This window comes from Yimella sp. NH-Cas1, assembly GCF_022359705.1.
Taxonomy (GTDB): domain Bacteria; phylum Actinomycetota; class Actinomycetes; order Actinomycetales; family Dermatophilaceae; genus Yimella; species Yimella lutea.
In genome coordinates this window covers 955634-971197 of sequence record NZ_JAKSGG010000003.1, presented here as the reverse complement: position 1 = coordinate 971197, position 15564 = coordinate 955634, and the positions used below count along the sequence as shown (strand labels likewise).

Below are 15564 nucleotides of genomic sequence, written 5' to 3'. Positions count from 1 at the left end.
GACCATCATGGAGATCATCCTGCAGTATTTCAACGGCTGCCCCAACTGGGAGGTGCTCGACCAGCGGCTCGCTGAAGTAGTCAACGACCGATCCGATGTCAGGGTCATACGTCAGCTGGTCGAGACCCCCGAGGACGCCGTGCGCCTCGGGTTCCACGGCTCCCCAACCGTGCTCGTCGACGGCATCGACCTGTTCGCCGACGAGCGTACCCACGTCGGGCTCGCCTGCCGGATGTTCCGCACGCCAGCTGGGATCGCCGGGTCGCCGACCGTCGAGCAGTTGCGCGAAGCGATTTCCGGCCCGGGCGCTGACGTGTGATGCTCGTTCAGGCGTGGTCGGAACGGAGTGCCGGATAGTCGGACCAGTCACCGCCGGCGAGACGCGACCATGCGGCGGCGGACGAGGTCGTGATGCCGAGGAGATCCGAGACGATCCGGGGATGCATTTGCCGGGTGAGCTCGATGAGCGCTGTGGTGCGTGCGCTTCCCGCGAGCAGGCCTTCGGCGCGAAGACGACGGCTCAGCGGGCCAGGGGTGAGGTGATTGCCTGGGTTCCGGCCGGGGAACAGCCATCCTTCAGGATGGTGCTTCGCGGCGTCGGCGAGATCGCTGATGGCGTCGCCAAGGATCTCGGGGAGCCCGATCGGCTCGGCCCCGACGGTCAGCGTGACGGGCCGCGAGCTCGTATCGATCTGTGTCCGGGTGATCGTGACGATGCGGGTCAGCTGGATGCCGTAGAGCAGTACGAGGAGCCCGGCTGCCCGGGTCTTCGGGTCCATGCCGGCATCCGACAGGAACTTGCGAGCCATCTGCCATCGGTGGTCGGAGGCGTAGCTTCGCCCTTCGAGGCGATGGGCTCGGAACTCGACTCGGAGGGTGCTCATCCGGTGCCGTCGTAGCCAGCGAGTGAATGGTGCCAGCGCGTCACGCTGGCTCGGTGAATCAGTCAGATATGCGTCGAGCCGGCGCTGCGGATAGGTTGCCAGCGTCTCTTGCTGTGACCGAATCTCTCGAAGAAGCGCGGCGCAGTACTTCAGCGCGGCCCGTTGCCTTTGGAAGCCAGCGGCTGGACTCGATGTACTGCGGGGTACCGCTCGGAAAGCCCGGGTGGACCGGAGGAGCTCCCAGGTGCAGTACCGGCGCAGGACCAGCCGGTCCTCGGCATGTTCGATGCCCGCCAACCATCCATCGAGCCAGTGGTCGAAGCGCGTGCCTTCGACATCGATCTCCGGAAGCACTCCTGAGCGGACCAGAAGCGAGAGGAGGAACGCTACCGACTGTCCCGACCGAGCTCGGGTGATGATCGCCTCGGCGGTGAGTGGCAGGGTTCCGTCCGCGATCTCGCGGAGCACCATCGCGCACTTGCTCTTGTGCATCCAGCGTTCGAGCGATGCGGCTTTGCTGTGGTGCGTGAGCAGATAGTCCGCAAGGGGGTGGAGGTCCGCGCGGATCTCTCCCGCGTCGTCGGCGAGCAACTGCTGGATCGCGACGGGCCGGCGGCACTCGACGCAGAGATGATGCTTGCGGATCTCCTCGATCGAGCCACACCCAGGGCAGGCCATCGTCACCGGAGCGCCCGCGCAGTCGGCGCAGACCTTCTGACCGTTCATGAAACCGGTCAAGAACACCCTGCGCCCGCACTCGGGACAGGGCTGCGGTCTACGCATCGCGTAATAGCAGCGTGCGCATACCCGTCGCCCGTCAAGGTGGGAGCCGACCCGGCCAGGTTCTCCGCAGAGACCGCAGGTCTTGATCGGTGCGGTATAACAGGCCAGGCAGACGAGTTCCGGGCGGCGGACGATGATGGTCGCGTGCTGCCTGCACCGCGAGCAGTCACCGAACGATCGAGGGTCGGCTCGCCAGCATTCGCGGCAGAAGCGCTGTCCGTCGATCGTGCGCTGCACGGGTCGGACCCGGCCACAGGAAGCGCAGGAGACGGACCTGGCGTTCCGCTCGCAACGAGAGCAGTGCCGACCACCGCTCGGCGTCTTGTGGGGCATTCTCACCGAGCGGCCGCAGGACTCGCACGTCGGCAGCACTACCCGGTCTGCTCCTTCTTCTACCAGCGCGCGGGCCAGATCCTGGACGGTCACCGGCACATTCGCATGCCGCCCCTCGAGGACCCCAGGCTGCTTGATCAGCGCGAGCTCAAGAAGCCGCTGCGTGAGGGGCACTGGCGCAACCGAATGCACGATCTCAGCGAGACGCTCGGGCAAGATCTCGGGAACGAGGGGACGCACGAGGTCGATAACTTCCGTGACTCTCGGCTGCTGCGGAGGCTTGGCCACCGTGGCTACTTCGTACGCGGACGGCGGATGGTTGCGCGGACAGGACGGAGATCACCGATCGACCCGCGCGTCGCTTCCTCGCCCACGGCCACCGGGGTCGATGCCTCTCGGCGAGCGATTGTCACGAGATCGTCGAGTGAGCACTCCAGCGCATCGCACAACGCCGCCAACACGTCGAGACGCACCCGCTGAGGCGGTTGCGTCACCAGCCGATACACCTGCTCCCTGGACAGGTCGATCCCGCGTTCCTCGAGCAGTGGCTTCAGCTTGGAGGTCTGGAAGATCCCGCGCGAAGCCATCACTCTGCGGAGATTCCATCCGGTGTCGAGCTCAACGGTCATCAGCTTCTCCTTCGATGAGGGCCTTCAGTGCTTCCGCGAGCACCCGGTTCTTGTAGTCCGAACTGACGGAGGCGTAGATCGAGGTCGTCGAGGCGTGCATGTGCCCGACCTGCTCCTGGACGAATCGATCGGCATAGCCGAACTCCAGCAAATGCGTGACGTAGGAATGCCGGAGGCTGTGCAGCGTCAGATCCTTCGACAGGCCAGCCTCGTCCCGCAGCTCCGCGAACCTCCGGTCGAGATACCCGGCGGACAGACGCGTGCGACGCTCGGTCACCCAGAGCGCGTCAAGGTCAACTCCGGGCGCGAAGCGTTCCCGGGCCTGCTCGAGCCATTGCTGCATGCCCGGCACCCACCAGTCGAACTCGGGCACCAGCAGCACCGTCCGCCGCCGCGGCGCACCACCTCCTGCAGCCTTCGCCCACCGCACGTGTATCGCGCCGTAACGCCCCCACTGGCGCATCTTTGCGTTGTGGTGCAGGTCGACGGTGTCGAGCATCACCGCCTCCGTGCGGCGCAACCCGAACGCGTAGACCGTCTTCAGCAGTTGTGCGTCACGCAACGCCCCGAGAGCGCCCTTCCGGCCCGACGCCACGAGCAGCTCGACGCGAGCGTCGGCGGTGTCGAACAGGCGCTCGATCTCGTCGTACGTGAACGGGCGGCGTTTCCCGTCCCCCTCGAACTCAAACCGGTGCGCGACCGTGTTCCACGGCAGACACACCTGGGACGGGACCTCACCGAACTCCCGGTCGCAGATCTCCATCCAGTCGTACAACGGGTTCGTGAGGTAGTTGCAGAATCCCCGGATGGACCCGTGATTGGCGCGCATCGTCGACAGCGTGCGAGTGCGTCCGCCCGATTCCGCGGTGAACTCATCCACATCGGCGACCGTCCACCTCCACGGGGGCTTGTCCACGAAATCACGGAACCGCGACACCGTCGCCGTCCGATTTCGAATCGTTTGCTCGCGGAGCCCGCGTGACAACTGCTGGTTCCGCCAGCCCTCGATCATCGCGTTGAAGACCTGTTCCTCCGGGTTCGCCAATGCGACGTTCGACGCTGACGTGAGCAGCCGAAGCGCCGCTGGAGAGGCCCCAAAATCTTGCATTAGATGCAACAAAGTATGGGACAGTGCATCACCGTGTCAACTCAGATCCCGGCATCCGCGAGATCACGCTGTTATCGTCGGAGCAGTTGGGTACCGAACCAGACGAATAGGCGTCGTTTGCAAGTGTGAACAGTTGCATTCACTGCAACATGCGGTGGTTGCCGGTTCCCCGGCCGTGCCCTTCGTCGAGCTTCCAGTGCGGACGGTCTGCGCGACGCCTGGGCCGCCGTCGAACACGCATGGCAGTCGGCGATCCGACGCGTGGACGCCATGCAACCAGGTTCGGTGGATGCCCAGATCGGGGACGAATGGTCATTCGCGCAGACGGTGCGCCACCTTGTCATGGCGACGGACACGTGGCTCCGCAAGGCAGTGCAGGGCGTGGAGCAGCCCTATCACCCCGCTGGTCTGCCGGACACAAGCTTCGTCGAGGACGGTCGCGACACCAGCGTTTTCAGCGTGGCGTCCCCCGGCTGGGCCGAGGTGCTGCAGGCCCGAGCCGACCGAGTGGGCATGGTCCGGGAGTTCCTGGGGTCCGTCTCCGACGACGAACTGACGTCGACTCGACCCAACCCGCATGCCCCTGAGCACCAGGAGACCGTCCTGTCGTGCGTCCGGACGATCCTCGAAGAGGAGTGGGAACACTTGCGGTACGCAATCCGCGACCTGGACGCTCTCGAGAGGAGCCAGCAGGAGGATGCTCCCAGAGGCTAGACCAGATGGAAGCCTTTGGTAGGTCTTCGAACCCGGGCCGGCCCCGCTCCAGTCGCTTTCATGAGCAGAAGAACAGTGGGGCCCACCCACAGTTTCCTGCGAGCACGCGCCGGCGGCACGCTTGCCCCGCGGCCGTCAGTTCGGTCGCGGAGCAGTTGGACGTGACGTTTCCCTCATGACGAAAGTCGATCGTTCTTTCCAACCCAGTTCGCCGTGTGAAGGATCCATCCGAGCGCGCGCAAGCACGACGTCGACGATGGGGACGTACTTCAGGCGGCCTAATGGACGCAGTAGGTCGAGTTCCTGGAGGACGACACTGGCCCATTGGGATTCGACACCCACCTCCGACTACTGGAGGCCATCGTGCTGGCCTTCGAGAGCGGCAACGAGCTGGCGTTCCGCCATCGGCGCCGATGTCCACGAACGCTGCGACAACGCCAACCGACGCCTCTGCAACCAAGCCTTCTTCATCAAGATCTACATCGACGAAGACGACCAACTCCGCGTCGAGAACAACCGCCCCTTCGAAATGCTCCTCGATCCCCAGATCAACGCCAACGCCCTCACCTGGGCCCAAGACAGCAACAAGGCCCGAACCGAAACCATCCAAGATGGCAAGGATTCGAGCCTTGTGCGTGGGGTGGAGCATAGGGGATTCGAACCCCTGACCTCTTCCATGCCATGGAAGCGCGCTACCAACTGCGCCAATGCCCCAGGTGGGTTGTCTGCCCCGTGCGGGCGACTGGATTAGCTTACTTACCCTCCCCCACGACACCAAATCGGGTCGGGCCGTGCGGTCTTGACCCGTACGCGCCGCGCAAACCACCTGGTTGCGCGCGACTGCACCCGACCCACGGACGCGGTGGGATGCCGGGCGCAGCCGCGCGATGGTCAGTTGGTAGCGAAGAACTTCTGCAAGTCCTGAAGCACCAGCCCGGCGCCGGTGGGGCCGGGCCCAAGGAACCACACGTCATCGTTGACTCGCTGCGGCGATGCGCGGCAGTGTCATCGTCGGCCCGCGAGCGCCGTCACAGGTGCTGACCGCCGACCTCGTGAAGCAGGTTTTCGGGCTCGCGTGCCGGGTGATCGAAGACCCCGAATCGCACACCCCGCTGGTCATCCCGCGGATGAGCCGTCCGCACCCGATCGAAGACCCGATCGTAGATCGCGGCGCCGGGGACGATCAGGCGTGACCTCGCGCGTCGCACGCTTCTTGCGCACGTAGAGCTGGCGCCGGACGCGTGCAACGACGGTGCCGTCGCGCAGGGTGAGCTCGGTTTCGAACCACGGCAGCACCTTCTGCCCCGACGCCGCCTCCGCGCGGATCGCCTCGGCCATCTCGGCCGAGACCTCGAAGCGTCCGTAGACGGTGCCGACACCGGGGCTGACGTACTCGATCTCGGCGGCCTTGTCCCACACGTAGTAGTCGGTGCCGAGCTGGTGCATGAGCAGCAGGGCGTGGAAGGCGTCGGACATCGCGCCGATGGAGCCACCGTAGGCGGTGCCTTGCTGGTTGCGGTTGAAGCGGGTGAGCTTGAGCTCCACCCGGCAGACGGTCCAGTCGTCGCTGAACTCCTTGACCCGTAACCCCATTCCGAGAAACGGCGGGTAGAGGTTCATGCCGCGACGCAGCATGTTCGGGCTGAAGCGGCGGCGTTCGCCGTGGCGGGAGGTCTTGCTCATGCGTGTGCGTTCCACTTCTCGATGCGCCAGCCGTGGGCGCCTTCGGACAGTTCCACCCAGTGGCAGTTGTGCAGCCCGCCGAGCGCGAGCCAGGCAGCGTGCAGGTCGATGCCGACCAGGGACGCAGCGAGCGCGCGACCGGCGACACCGTGGGTGACGATCAGCCCGAGGCCGCCCACCGGGAGTTCGTCGATGAGGTCCTTCGTCGCGGCGAGCGCGCGGGCGGCGACCTCGGCGACGGTCTCACCGGTCTCACCGCGCCGGACGTCCTCGCCGCGGGCGATCGCGTCCAGCTCGGCGCCGTGGCGTTCGCGGACTTCCTCGCCCGACTTTCCTTGCCACTCACCGACATTGATTTCGCGCAACCGCGGATCGGATTCGATGTCCTGGCCGGTCAGCCCGACCACCGCCTGCGCGGTGGCGTACGCGCGGCGCAGGTCACTGGAGCGAACGACATCCGGTGTGCGTTCGGCGAGCACCGTCGCTGCCGCTGCGGCCTGCTGAAGGCCGACCTCGGAGAGTTCGGTGTCGAGCTGGCCTTGCCAGATGCCGCCTGCGTTGTGGGTGGTCTGGCCGTGACGCAGCACGATCAAACGCTTCGGGTTCTTGCTGAGCATAAGCCGCTCGGACGGTCCCGGGATCGCCGCGATCATTCGGCGTCGGTCGTGGCCGCGTCCGTTTCGTCGGCGCCGCTCGGTAGTTCGAGGTCGATCGTGGGGCAGTCACGCCACAGTCGCTCGAGTTGGTAGAACTCACGCTCGTCGTCGTGCTGCACGTGGACGACGATGTCGCCGAAGTCGATCAGCACCCAGCGTCCGCCGCCGCGGCCTTCGCGGCGCACCGGCTTCACCTTGCGCTCGAGCAGGGCGTCCTCGATCGCGCCGACGATGGCGTCCACCTGTCGTTCGTTGTCGGCGGAGGCGATGAGGAAGACGTCGGTCAGCGCGAGATGCTCGCTGACGTCGAGCGCGACGATCGTGGTCGCCTTGAGTTCGTCGGCAGCGGCTGCTGCAGCCTTGGCGAGATCGATCGCCTCGGGGGTGACGGTCACTGTTCCTCCTGCAACTCTCCGCCGCCGGGCAGGTAGAGCTGATATTTGTTGATGTACTGGACGACGCCGTCAGGGACGAGGTACCAGACCGGTTTGTCGTCGCGGACCCGGTCGCGGCAGTCCGTGGAGCTGATGGCCATCGCCGGGATCTCCTTGAGCGTCACCTTGTCCTTGGGCAGCCCCTTGTCGGACAGTTCGTGTCCGGGCCGGGTGACTCCGATGAAGTGCGCGAGGTCCCAGAGTTCCTGGACTCCCTTCCAGGAAAGGATCTGCGACAGGGCGTCGGCACCGGTGATGAAGAAGAGTTCGGCGTCCGGACGCTGGGTCTTCAGATCGCGCAGGGTGTCGAGGGTGTAGGTCGGTCCGGCCCGATCGATGTCGACGCGGCTCACCGTGAAGCGCGGGTTGGACGCCGTGGCGATGACCGTCATCAAGTAACGGTGCTCGGCCGGAGCGACGTCGCGGCCTTCCTTCTGCCACGGCTGCCCGGTGGGGACGAACACGACCTCGTCGAGATCGAGCGTCGCCTGCACCTCGCTGGCCGCGACCAGGTGGCCGTGGTGGATGGGGTCGAAGGTGCCGCCCATGACCCCCAGGCGGATGGTCAGTGATCCGGCCGTTCGTCGCGGTTGGTGACCTTCGGGTTGTCGTGCGGCACCTGCTCGCCGAGCTTGGGCGAGGTGTTGCGGAACGACCACAGGATCCCGAACATCAGCGCGAACACCGCCAGCGCGATCAGGCCGTACATCAGGTGCGGCATCGGCAGTTCGTTGTGGTGCAGCGGGGGCACATCGCCTTCGGCGACGATGGTCAGGACACGCGACGTCATGACGGCCACCTTACCGTCTGGTGTCGAGCGCGGCAGGCGTGCCTCTCCGGAGGCTGCGGCTCAGACTCGGATCTGTCCGTCGCCCTCGACGACCCACTTGGTGCTGGTGAGTTCCGGCAGCGCCATCGGGCCACGGGCGTGCAGCTTCTGGGTGGAGATCCCGATCTCGGCGCCGAACCCGAACTCTCCCCCGTCGGTGAACCTCGAGGACGCGTTCACCATCACGACAGCCGCATCGACGCGGGCGACGAACTCGCGGGAGGCCGCGCGGTTCTCGGTGACGATCACCTCGGTGTGTTGGGTGCCGAATCGGTCGATGTGATCGATCGCGGCATTGAGTGAGTCGACGACACCGACGCTCATCTCCAGGCCGTGGAACTCGGTGCCGAACAGTTCGTCGGTGACCGGTTCGTTCGGCACATCGCCTGCAATGGCGCGCGAATCGTCGTCGAGGTAGAGCTTGACGCCGGCGTCCGCGAGTTGCTTCAGGGCGTCCGGCAGGAAGGTCGCCGCGATGTCGCGGTGCACCAGCAGCGTTTCGGCCGCATTGCAGACGCTCGGACGATGGGTCTTGGCGTTGAACGTGATCGCGCGCGCCGTCTCGGGGTCGGCGGCGGAGTCGATGTAGACGTGGACGTTGCCGATGCCGGTCTCGATGACGGGCACGGTCGCGCCGAGCACGACGCGCTGGATCAGTGCCGCTCCCCCGCGCGGGATCACCAGATCGACCAGACCGCGGGCGGTGATGAGTGCGTCGACGTCCTCGTGGCCACCGTCGAGCAGTTGCACCGAGTCGGCAGGCAGCCCGTGCGCTTCGAGAGCCGCACGGAGCACCTCGACAATGACCGCGTTGCTGGACGCAGCGGCCGACCCACCGCGCAGGATCATCGCGTTGCCGCTCTTCAGACCGAGTCCGGCAGCGTCGACGGTGACATTCGGACGCGCCTCGTAGACCATTCCGACGACACCCATCGGCACCCGAATCTGCTTGATCTGCAAGCCATTCGCCAAGGTGGAGCCGCGCACGACCTCACCGATCGGGTCGGGCAACGAGGCAACGTCCTGGAGTGCCTGAGCGATGGATGCGACCCGTTCGGGAGTGAGCCGGAGGCGGTCCTGAAGGCTCTCGGTCATGCCGCCGATGCGGCCGCGTTCGATGTCCTCTGCATTGGCGTTGACGATCCGGTCGGCCGCCGCCCGCAGCGCGTCGGCCAGTGCGACCAGAGCTGTGTCCTTCTCGGCGCGGCTGAGCAGGGCCAGCCGCTTGCTCGCCGCTCGTGCACGCAGGCCAGCAGCCTGGACGCGCTCAATGGAGCTGACGGCGGTTTGGGACACGGCGGCGCTCATGGATCAAGCGTAGATCCGAGGCTGCCACGACCGTCGGCGTTGTCCAGATGCGGGCCTGGTACCGACCCGGTGTGGTCCTAGGCCCAGTACGGAATCTCTTCGTCGTCACCACCAGCAAGGTGTTTGAGCACCGCACGCGCGGCCCCATCTCGGAAGTCGTAACTGTCCCTATGGTGTCGATTTCGCACTTCACGGGCGACCTTGTCGGCGACAGCCCTGGATGCGGGACCTGCAGGAGTCGCCGCGAACGCCATGGCCACAGCCAGTACCTCGTCGTCCTCAACGCACGGCGCCTGTTGCGACCGGAGATCCTGCCGTCCGAATAGGTGTGTCGAGACACAAATCAAACCTGCGCGACCATGCCGTCGGCTCACCGACGGAGGTTGTCGGTGGTCCCGCCTAGAGTTTCTTCATGGCCATCAGCTACGAGTTCTACGAACCGGAGTCTCCGGTGGAATTCGTTCTGCTGCAATCGCTTTCGGATCAGAAGCAGCGTTTGTTGAACCAGCTTCTGAATGCGTTGGGGTCACCCGCGGAAGTACTGACGTTTGCGAACCGGATGTCCCGTGAAGCGTTCTACCGGCTCGATGCCCACGCCGTGCGCAACGCCGGGTCCATCAGCACCGCTCGGCCCGTCGATGTCGATGACCATCGTATGCTCGAGAAAGCAGTGACCGGTTCCACCCAGTTGGCATCGATCTCCCAAGCCGTGCAGGCCATGGCCATGGCCAGGTACGCAGCGATCGATGAAGAACTCGTCGATTCCGACACCGGTGTCACGGCGAAGGTCGAGCACGCGCTCGGTCATCAGGCGTCGTTCGCGGACACTGACGTGGCGGCTGCCTGTCAGATGGCGCCCCGCACCGCGTCGAGCAAGATGAGCAACTCCATCGACGCGTGCACCAAAACGCCCGGTCTGTTGGCGGCCGCGGTCGAGGGTTCGGTCCCGTACTGGAAAGTCAGCCTCGTTGCCTCCGAGCTGGTGAGCGCTTCACCCGAGACGTCCCGCCGGGTCGAGCAGCACCTGCTCGACACGAAAGGCTTCGACAGTTGGGGTTACCTGAAGGTGAAGAGCGCCGCGCGGGCACTGGTGACCCAATGGGAGGAAGAAGCCGCGAAGAAGACCCGCCAGAAGGAAGCCAAAGAAGCCACTGGTGTCTGGGTGCGTCCCTCCGACATCCCGGGCATGGCGGAGTTGTGTGCCGTCGGGCCGGCCGACCAGATCGCCCGCATCTACGGCGCGGTCGACCAGTTGGCTGATCAACGCGCCAAGAACCCGACCGCAAGTGAGGGCAGCGAGGCCGGTGAGTCGAAGCCGACGCTCGGACAACTGCGCCTCGGCGCGTTGCACGACCTCGTCACCCAAGGTGCTGACGTCAGCTACCAAGTCGCGATCCAGGTCCCTGTCGTGCGCGAGGAACGCGAGGAACAGGCCGCCGCGGCTGCAACGAAACGTGCCACCGACGACCCGGAACACCAGCCCGAGGCGTCCCCGGACGACGGATCACCACCACCCGGACAGTCCGCCACGTCCCCACGCGGCCCGAACACCACCGACCAGCCCACCAACACCCCCAGCGCTTCCGGCGCTTCCGGTGCTTCCGGTCCCGAATCCGGCTCAACAGCAAGGAAATCGGACCACTGCTACACAACGGGGTGGGCACGCATCGCAGGGATCGGGTTCATCCGGCCCGAGGTGCTCGATGCGTTGATCGAGCAGTTCGGATGCCGCCTGACCCGGGCACTGGTCGACGCCGACACCGGAGTCACGTGTGAAATCTCGACGACGGCGTACGAGCCGACATCAAGGATGAGGGAGTTCGTGCAACAACGCGACCAGACCTGCCGGTTCCCCATGTGCACCCGCGCCGCCATCAGGTGCGACATCGATCATGTCGTCGAATGGCCCCAGGGGCCGACTGCCGTTCAGAACCTTGCCGCGCTCTGCCGCCACCACCACGACGCGAAGACCAAGAAGCACTGGGACTACGACACGAGCGACGACGGAGTCTGCACCTGGACCTCCCGCACCGGCCGCACCTACATCACCTACCCCGACTCCGTGCACGACGCTTCATGAATCAGCCCCGTGCGGTCGGGTAGCCGTTCACGGTCACCGGGTTTCGGCGCATGCGCCCTCCTCCGTCGGGCGCATGACTCAACCAGCGGCGAAGCGACAACTCAGTACAAGCCTTCGTCGGACACCTAGCTCAACCAGCGGTTCAGGGACGATTCAGACCGACCGGCGCGCGATGCACGGTGGCTACGACGTCGTCACCACGCACGGCGAGCGCGCGGACGACCTGCCTGCCGAGCGCGCCGGACGCACCGGTGACCAGGACGCGCACGGTCAGGACGCAGCCTCGCGCTGCTGGCGACGGGTGCGCAGGAAGGTGCTGACGAAGATGAAGATCAGCATCGCGACAGCGAACCAGTTGGCGTACTTCGCGATCACCTTCACCAGGTCCTTCGCGGGTTCACCGATGTTGAACCCGAGATACATCCACACAGCGCGGTAGCAGAGCGCGCCGATGAAGTCGATCAGCATGTACTTACGCAGCTTCATTCCGACGTCACCGACGAACGCCGCGACGATCGCGCCGGGCAGGAACGGGATGAACCAGGACAGGAAGATCGCGGGTGCGCCGTACTTGCGTGCCAGCCGCTCGGCGGCGGCACCGGTACGAGCTGCCCACTTCGAGCGTCCGGACATGACCCGGATGATGTCGTGACCCCAGAGTTTGCCGGCCCACCAGAAGATCCAGTCGAACTTCACCGAGGTCAGGGCTGCTGCGAGCAGCGCCACCCACCACCAGGGCTCGTCGCCAGTCGCGAGCTTGGCGCCGATGTCGGCCATGGCGATGTTCGATCCGGTGACGAACGCGAGCACGTAGGAGTCAAGTCCGAGCAGGATCGGACGCAGCGGCAGCAGGATGATGCCGTAGAGGCCGAGCAGCGCGATCGCGGCCCAGCACTGTTTGTCCTGCTTGCTCGGCTTGCCCTGCCAGGGCAGGTTGGGGTCGTCCCACCACTCCTTGGTGGGCGGATTCTTCTCCGCGTCCGCCGCTGCCTGCTCGGCCGCGGTGGGTTCTTCGTGCGAGCCCGATCCGGGTTCGGACGGCTGGCTCATCGGGTTCCCTTTCGCAGCACGACCAGGTCGTCGCGGTGGATCACTTCTCGTTCGTACTCCGGCCCCAACGCGGCAGCCAGTTCTTTGGTGCCGCGGCCGAGCAACTCCGGCAGTTCGTGGGCGTCGTAGTTGACCAGGCCGCGCGCGACGACGGTGCCGTCGAGGGCGCACAGATCGACCGGGTCGCCGGCGGCGAACTTGCCGCTCACCGAGCGAATCCCCGCAGGTAGCAACGACTTTCCGCGCTGCACAACAGCAGCGACGGCGCCGTCGTCGAGCATCAGGCGCCCGCGGGAGGTGGTGGCGTGGGCCAGCCAGAGATGCCGAGCCCGGCGGACGCGCGGCTGAGGTGCGAACACGGTGCCGACGTCCTGCCCCGCGATCGCTGCCGCGGCCTGGGAGGCACTCGTCAGGACGGTGGTCACCCCGGCGCCGGTGGCGATCCGGGCTGCCTCGACCTTGGTCACCATCCCACCGGTGCCGACCGACGAACCGGAGCCCCCGACGTCGATGCCGTCGAGTTCGGACTCGTCCAGCACCGTCTCGATACGCGAGGTGCCGGGGCGCGAGGGAGGTCCGTCGTACAGCGCGTCGACGTCGGACAGCAGCACGAGCGCGTCCGCGCTGATCAAGTGCGCGACCAATGCCGCGAGCCGGTCGTTGTCACCGAACCGGATCTCGTGGGTGGCGATCGTGTCGTTCTCGTTGACAACCGGTACCGCGCCCATCGCGAACAAGCGATCGAGGGTGCGTTTGGCGTTCGTGTAGTGACCCCGGCGGGTCACGTCGTCACTGGTCAGCAGCACCTGGCCGACCACGAGGTCGTGGCGGGCGAAGGCCGCGGTGTAGGCGGCCATCAGTGCACCCTGACCGACACTGGCAGCAGCCTGCTGGGTGGCCAGGTCACGCGGACGACGGGCCAACTGCAATGGCGCGAGACCGGCCGCGATCGCGCCCGAGGACACCAGGACGACATCGGTGCCCTCGATCCGGCGCGCGGCAAGGACATCGGACAGCGCGGTGACGGCGTCCGGATCCAGGCCTCCCCCGGGCCGGGTCAGCGAACTCGAGCCGATCTTCACGACCAGCCGGTTCGCCGTCCGGACGGCGGCGCGCAGGTCGGAGGTCACGACCGCGAGGATACGTGCAGTTGTTCGGTCACGGGTTGGGCGACCACGGTCGCGGCGCATCCCGCGAGGCCGAGCACCGGTCCCCACCACACCCCGGCCGCCGAGAGCACGGCAGCGACACCGAGAAACAGTGCGCAGCCCAACAGCATCCGATGGCCCGGACGCAGCCGGTGGTCCGCGTTCGGTGACATCCAGCGATTCCAGGTCAGGCCGAGAAGCACGACCACGAGGATGACAGCAGGAATGGCCCAGGCACCCGGCGCGATCCTGGCGGCGGCATATCCGGCACCGACGAACAGCGCGATCTCACTGAGGAACGCTGCGACGGCAGCGACCCACACTGCGTTGCGGTTCACTCGTCGTCGGTCCAGACGCCGGCGTCACGCTCGGTCCACAGCTCCTCACGCGCTTCGCGCTGGGCGTCCTTGCGCGCGTGGAAGTCCTCCCGCTTCTCCGACCGGGTGGGACGCGAAGCACCTTCGTCCAGGCGCAGGTCCGTGCCACGGGCACCGAGCAACTCGGCTCCGGCCTGCAGCGTGGGCTCCCAGTCGAAGACCACCGCGTTGTCGGCCGGACCGATGACGACGGTCGAGCCGGGCACGGCGCCGGCCTTGAACAGTGCTTCCTCGACGCCGAGGCGGGCCAGGCGGTCGGCCAGATAGCCGACAGCCTCGTCGTTGGCGAAGTCGGTCTGGCGCACCCAGCGGGTGGGGCGCTCGCCGACGACGCGAAAGACCGGTTCGTCGGCCGGGCCTTCCTTCTTGATCGTGAAGCCGGAGTCGTCGACTGCCTTGGGACGCAACACGGTTCGTGTCGGTGCCGTGTCGCGTTCGATCTCGGCGCGGGCCTGTGCGACGTGCTTGGCGAGTGAGAACGACAGTTCCTTGAGCCCACGGTGCGCGACGGCGGAGACGATGTGCACCTCCAGGCCGCGGGCCTCGAGATCGGGCTTGACGAACTCGGCGAGTTCGAGTGCGTCCGGCACGTCGGCCTTGTTCAGCACGACGATGCGGGTGCGCTCGGCCAACGGCTTGCCGCCGAGGGTCGCGTCGGGCACGTACTCCGAGAGCTCGTGCTCGATGACGTCGAGGTCGGTCATCGGGTCGCGGCCGGGTTCGAGGGTCGCGCAGTCGACCACGTGCACCAGCACCGAGCAGCGCTCCACGTGACGCAGGAACTCCAGACCGAGGCCCTTGCCCTGGCTCGCGCCGGGGATAAGTCCGGGGACGTCGGCGATCGTGTAGCGCTCGGAGCCTGCCGTGACCACACCGAGGTTCGGGACGAGCGTGGTGAACGGGTAGTCGGCGATCTTCGGCTTCGCGGCCGACATCACCGAGACCAGTGAGGACTTGCCCGCGGAGGGAAAACCGATGAGCGCGACGTCGGCGAGCGTTTTCAGCTCCAGCACGACGTCCAACTCGTCACCGGGCTCACCCAGCAGCGCGAAACCAGGGGCCTTGCGCCGCGGCGAGGAGAGCGCCTTGTTGCCCAACCCACCGCGTCCGCCGCGGGCCACGATGAATCGGACGCCGTCACCGACGAGGTCGGCGAGGATCTCGCCCCGGGTGTCCTTGACGACCGTGCCCTCCGGCACCCGCAGGACGAGGTCTTCGCCGTCGGCACCGTTGCGCTCGTCACCGGCGCCGGGCTTGCCGTTGGTGGCCTTGCGGTTGGGAGTGTGGTGGTACTCCAGCAGCGTCGTCACCTGGGTGTCGACCTCGAGCACGACATCGCCGCCGCGTCCGCCGTTGCCGCCGTCGGGGCCACCGAGCGGCTTGAACTTCTCGCGTTTCACCGATGCGACGCCGTGGCCGCCCTTACCGGCGCTGACGTGCAGCAGCACCCGGTCGACGAAGTTGGTCGCCATCGCTGAACCTTCCGTTCAAAGGGAAACCTGTGGATGAAACCGACAGGGTGGGTCCGATCATCTCGGACCCACCCTG

General features: G+C 66.5%; 17 protein-coding genes and 1 tRNA gene. 3 read left to right on the top strand and 15 right to left on the bottom strand.

Going from position 1 to position 15564, the window contains the following annotated elements; genetic code table 11:
* Positions 1-7 precede the first annotated feature (7 nt).
* Positions 8-319: a thioredoxin family protein gene (locus tag MF407_RS05015; protein ID WP_239701585.1), complete on the top strand. Its 312-nt coding sequence runs from the start codon at positions 8-10 to the stop codon at positions 317-319.
* Between the two features lie 7 nt (positions 320-326).
* On the opposite strand, the gene MF407_RS05010 is transcribed toward MF407_RS05015, so the two are convergent.
* From MF407_RS05010 to MF407_RS05000, 3 genes are read right to left on the bottom strand one after another with little or no spacing between them, the layout of a single operon-like run.
* On the bottom strand, positions 327-2288 hold the full coding sequence (locus tag MF407_RS05010) for a hypothetical protein (protein ID WP_239701583.1): 1962 nt from the start codon (positions 2286-2288) through the stop codon (positions 327-329).
* 5 nt (positions 2289-2293) lie between these two features.
* Positions 2294-2629 carry a helix-turn-helix transcriptional regulator gene (locus MF407_RS05005; protein ID WP_026936353.1) on the bottom strand — a complete coding sequence of 112 codons (336 nt, stop codon included), beginning with the start codon at positions 2627-2629 and terminating at the stop codon, positions 2294-2296.
* Positions 2619-3545 carry a tyrosine-type recombinase/integrase gene (locus MF407_RS05000; RefSeq protein ID WP_345770830.1) on the bottom strand — a complete coding sequence of 309 codons (927 nt, stop codon included), beginning with the start codon at positions 3543-3545 and terminating at the stop codon, positions 2619-2621. The genes MF407_RS05005 and MF407_RS05000 overlap by 11 nt, the downstream gene beginning before the upstream one ends.
* Positions 3546-3944: 399 nt before the next feature.
* Here MF407_RS05000 and MF407_RS04995 point away from each other — a divergent pair, with 399 nt between their 5' ends.
* Positions 3945-4451, top strand: coding sequence for a DinB family protein (locus tag MF407_RS04995; RefSeq protein ID WP_129625630.1), 507 nt, complete (start codon positions 3945-3947; stop codon positions 4449-4451).
* Positions 4452-5092: 641 nt separating this feature from the next.
* Here MF407_RS04995 and MF407_RS04990 read toward each other — a convergent pair.
* The 7 genes from MF407_RS04990 to MF407_RS04960 all read right to left on the bottom strand — a co-directional run bounded on the left by MF407_RS04990 (position 5093) and on the right by MF407_RS04960 (position 9361).
* Positions 5093-5165 (bottom strand) — tRNA-Ala (locus MF407_RS04990).
* A gap of 402 nt (positions 5166-5567) precedes the next feature.
* The gene (locus MF407_RS04985; protein ID WP_239701578.1) at positions 5568-6134 is read right to left on the bottom strand and encodes a DUF4442 domain-containing protein; all 567 of its coding nucleotides are present in this window, start codon (positions 6132-6134) and stop codon (positions 5568-5570) included.
* The gene (locus tag MF407_RS04980) at positions 6131-6751 is read right to left on the bottom strand and encodes a histidine phosphatase family protein (protein ID WP_239701576.1); all 621 of its coding nucleotides are present in this window, start codon (positions 6749-6751) and stop codon (positions 6131-6133) included. Before MF407_RS04980 ends, MF407_RS04985 begins: the two co-directional genes overlap by 4 nt.
* A gap of 32 nt (positions 6752-6783) precedes the next feature.
* On the bottom strand, positions 6784-7185 hold the full coding sequence (rsfS, locus tag MF407_RS04975; protein WP_239701574.1) for a ribosome silencing factor: 402 nt from the start codon (positions 7183-7185) through the stop codon (positions 6784-6786).
* The gene (gene nadD, locus MF407_RS04970) at positions 7182-7787 is read right to left on the bottom strand and encodes a nicotinate-nucleotide adenylyltransferase (protein WP_345770880.1); all 606 of its coding nucleotides are present in this window, start codon (positions 7785-7787) and stop codon (positions 7182-7184) included. Before nadD ends, rsfS begins: the two co-directional genes overlap by 4 nt.
* Positions 7788-7789: 2 nt before the next feature.
* Positions 7790-8014, bottom strand: coding sequence for a hypothetical protein (locus tag MF407_RS04965; protein ID WP_239701570.1), 225 nt, complete (start codon positions 8012-8014; stop codon positions 7790-7792).
* A gap of 60 nt (positions 8015-8074) precedes the next feature.
* A complete protein-coding gene (locus tag MF407_RS04960; RefSeq protein ID WP_239701568.1) occupies positions 8075-9361 on the bottom strand; it encodes a glutamate-5-semialdehyde dehydrogenase in 1287 nt (428 codons plus the stop codon).
* A gap of 412 nt (positions 9362-9773) precedes the next feature.
* Here MF407_RS04960 and MF407_RS04955 point away from each other — a divergent pair, with 412 nt between their 5' ends.
* Complete coding sequence (locus MF407_RS04955) at positions 9774-11441, top strand: HNH endonuclease signature motif containing protein (protein ID WP_239701566.1); 1668 nt, start codon at positions 9774-9776, stop codon at positions 11439-11441.
* Positions 11442-11583: 142 nt separating this feature from the next.
* On the opposite strand, the gene MF407_RS04950 is transcribed toward MF407_RS04955, so the two are convergent.
* Genes MF407_RS04950 through obgE form a run of 5 tightly spaced genes read right to left on the bottom strand, consistent with a single transcriptional unit; the run spans position 11584 to position 15488 of the window.
* A complete protein-coding gene (locus MF407_RS04950; RefSeq protein ID WP_129625622.1) occupies positions 11584-11709 on the bottom strand; it encodes an NAD-dependent epimerase/dehydratase family protein in 126 nt (41 codons plus the stop codon).
* 2 nt (positions 11710-11711) lie between these two features.
* Positions 11712-12491 (bottom strand): VTT domain-containing protein, encoded by a 780-nt coding sequence (locus tag MF407_RS04945; protein WP_129625621.1) that lies wholly within the window; start codon positions 12489-12491, stop codon positions 11712-11714.
* Positions 12488-13621: a glutamate 5-kinase gene (gene proB, locus MF407_RS04940; RefSeq protein WP_239701564.1), complete on the bottom strand. Its 1134-nt coding sequence runs from the start codon at positions 13619-13621 to the stop codon at positions 12488-12490. The genes MF407_RS04945 and proB overlap by 4 nt, the downstream gene beginning before the upstream one ends.
* Complete coding sequence (locus tag MF407_RS04935; RefSeq protein WP_170221921.1) at positions 13618-13977, bottom strand: DUF2568 domain-containing protein; 360 nt, start codon at positions 13975-13977, stop codon at positions 13618-13620. Before MF407_RS04935 ends, proB begins: the two co-directional genes overlap by 4 nt.
* A complete protein-coding gene (gene obgE, locus MF407_RS04930) occupies positions 13974-15488 on the bottom strand; it encodes a GTPase ObgE (protein ID WP_239701562.1) in 1515 nt (504 codons plus the stop codon). The genes MF407_RS04935 and obgE overlap by 4 nt, the downstream gene beginning before the upstream one ends.
* Between the last annotated feature and the right edge of the window lie 76 nt (positions 15489-15564).

Excerpts from the sequence above, each read along its gene's own strand:
- MF407_RS05015 (WP_239701585.1), top strand. The coding sequence starts at position 8 with ATGGAGATCATCCTGCAGTATTTCAACGGCTGCCCCAACTGGGAGGTG.
- MF407_RS05005 (WP_026936353.1), bottom strand. The coding sequence starts at position 2,629 with ATGACCGTTGAGCTCGACACCGGATGGAATCTCCGCAGAGTGATGGCT.
- MF407_RS04985 (WP_239701578.1), bottom strand. The coding sequence starts at position 6,134 with ATGAGCAAGACCTCCCGCCACGGCGAACGCCGCCGCTTCAGCCCGAAC.
- MF407_RS04980 (WP_239701576.1), bottom strand. The coding sequence starts at position 6,751 with ATGCTCAGCAAGAACCCGAAGCGTTTGATCGTGCTGCGTCACGGCCAG.
- MF407_RS04965 (WP_239701570.1), bottom strand. The coding sequence starts at position 8,014 with ATGACGTCGCGTGTCCTGACCATCGTCGCCGAAGGCGATGTGCCCCCG.
- MF407_RS04960 (WP_239701568.1), bottom strand. The coding sequence starts at position 9,361 with ATGAGCGCCGCCGTGTCCCAAACCGCCGTCAGCTCCATTGAGCGCGTC.
- MF407_RS04955 (WP_239701566.1), top strand. The coding sequence starts at position 9,774 with ATGGCCATCAGCTACGAGTTCTACGAACCGGAGTCTCCGGTGGAATTC.
- MF407_RS04945 (WP_129625621.1), bottom strand. The coding sequence starts at position 12,491 with ATGAGCCAGCCGTCCGAACCCGGATCGGGCTCGCACGAAGAACCCACC.
- obgE (WP_239701562.1), bottom strand. The coding sequence starts at position 15,488 with ATGGCGACCAACTTCGTCGACCGGGTGCTGCTGCACGTCAGCGCCGGT.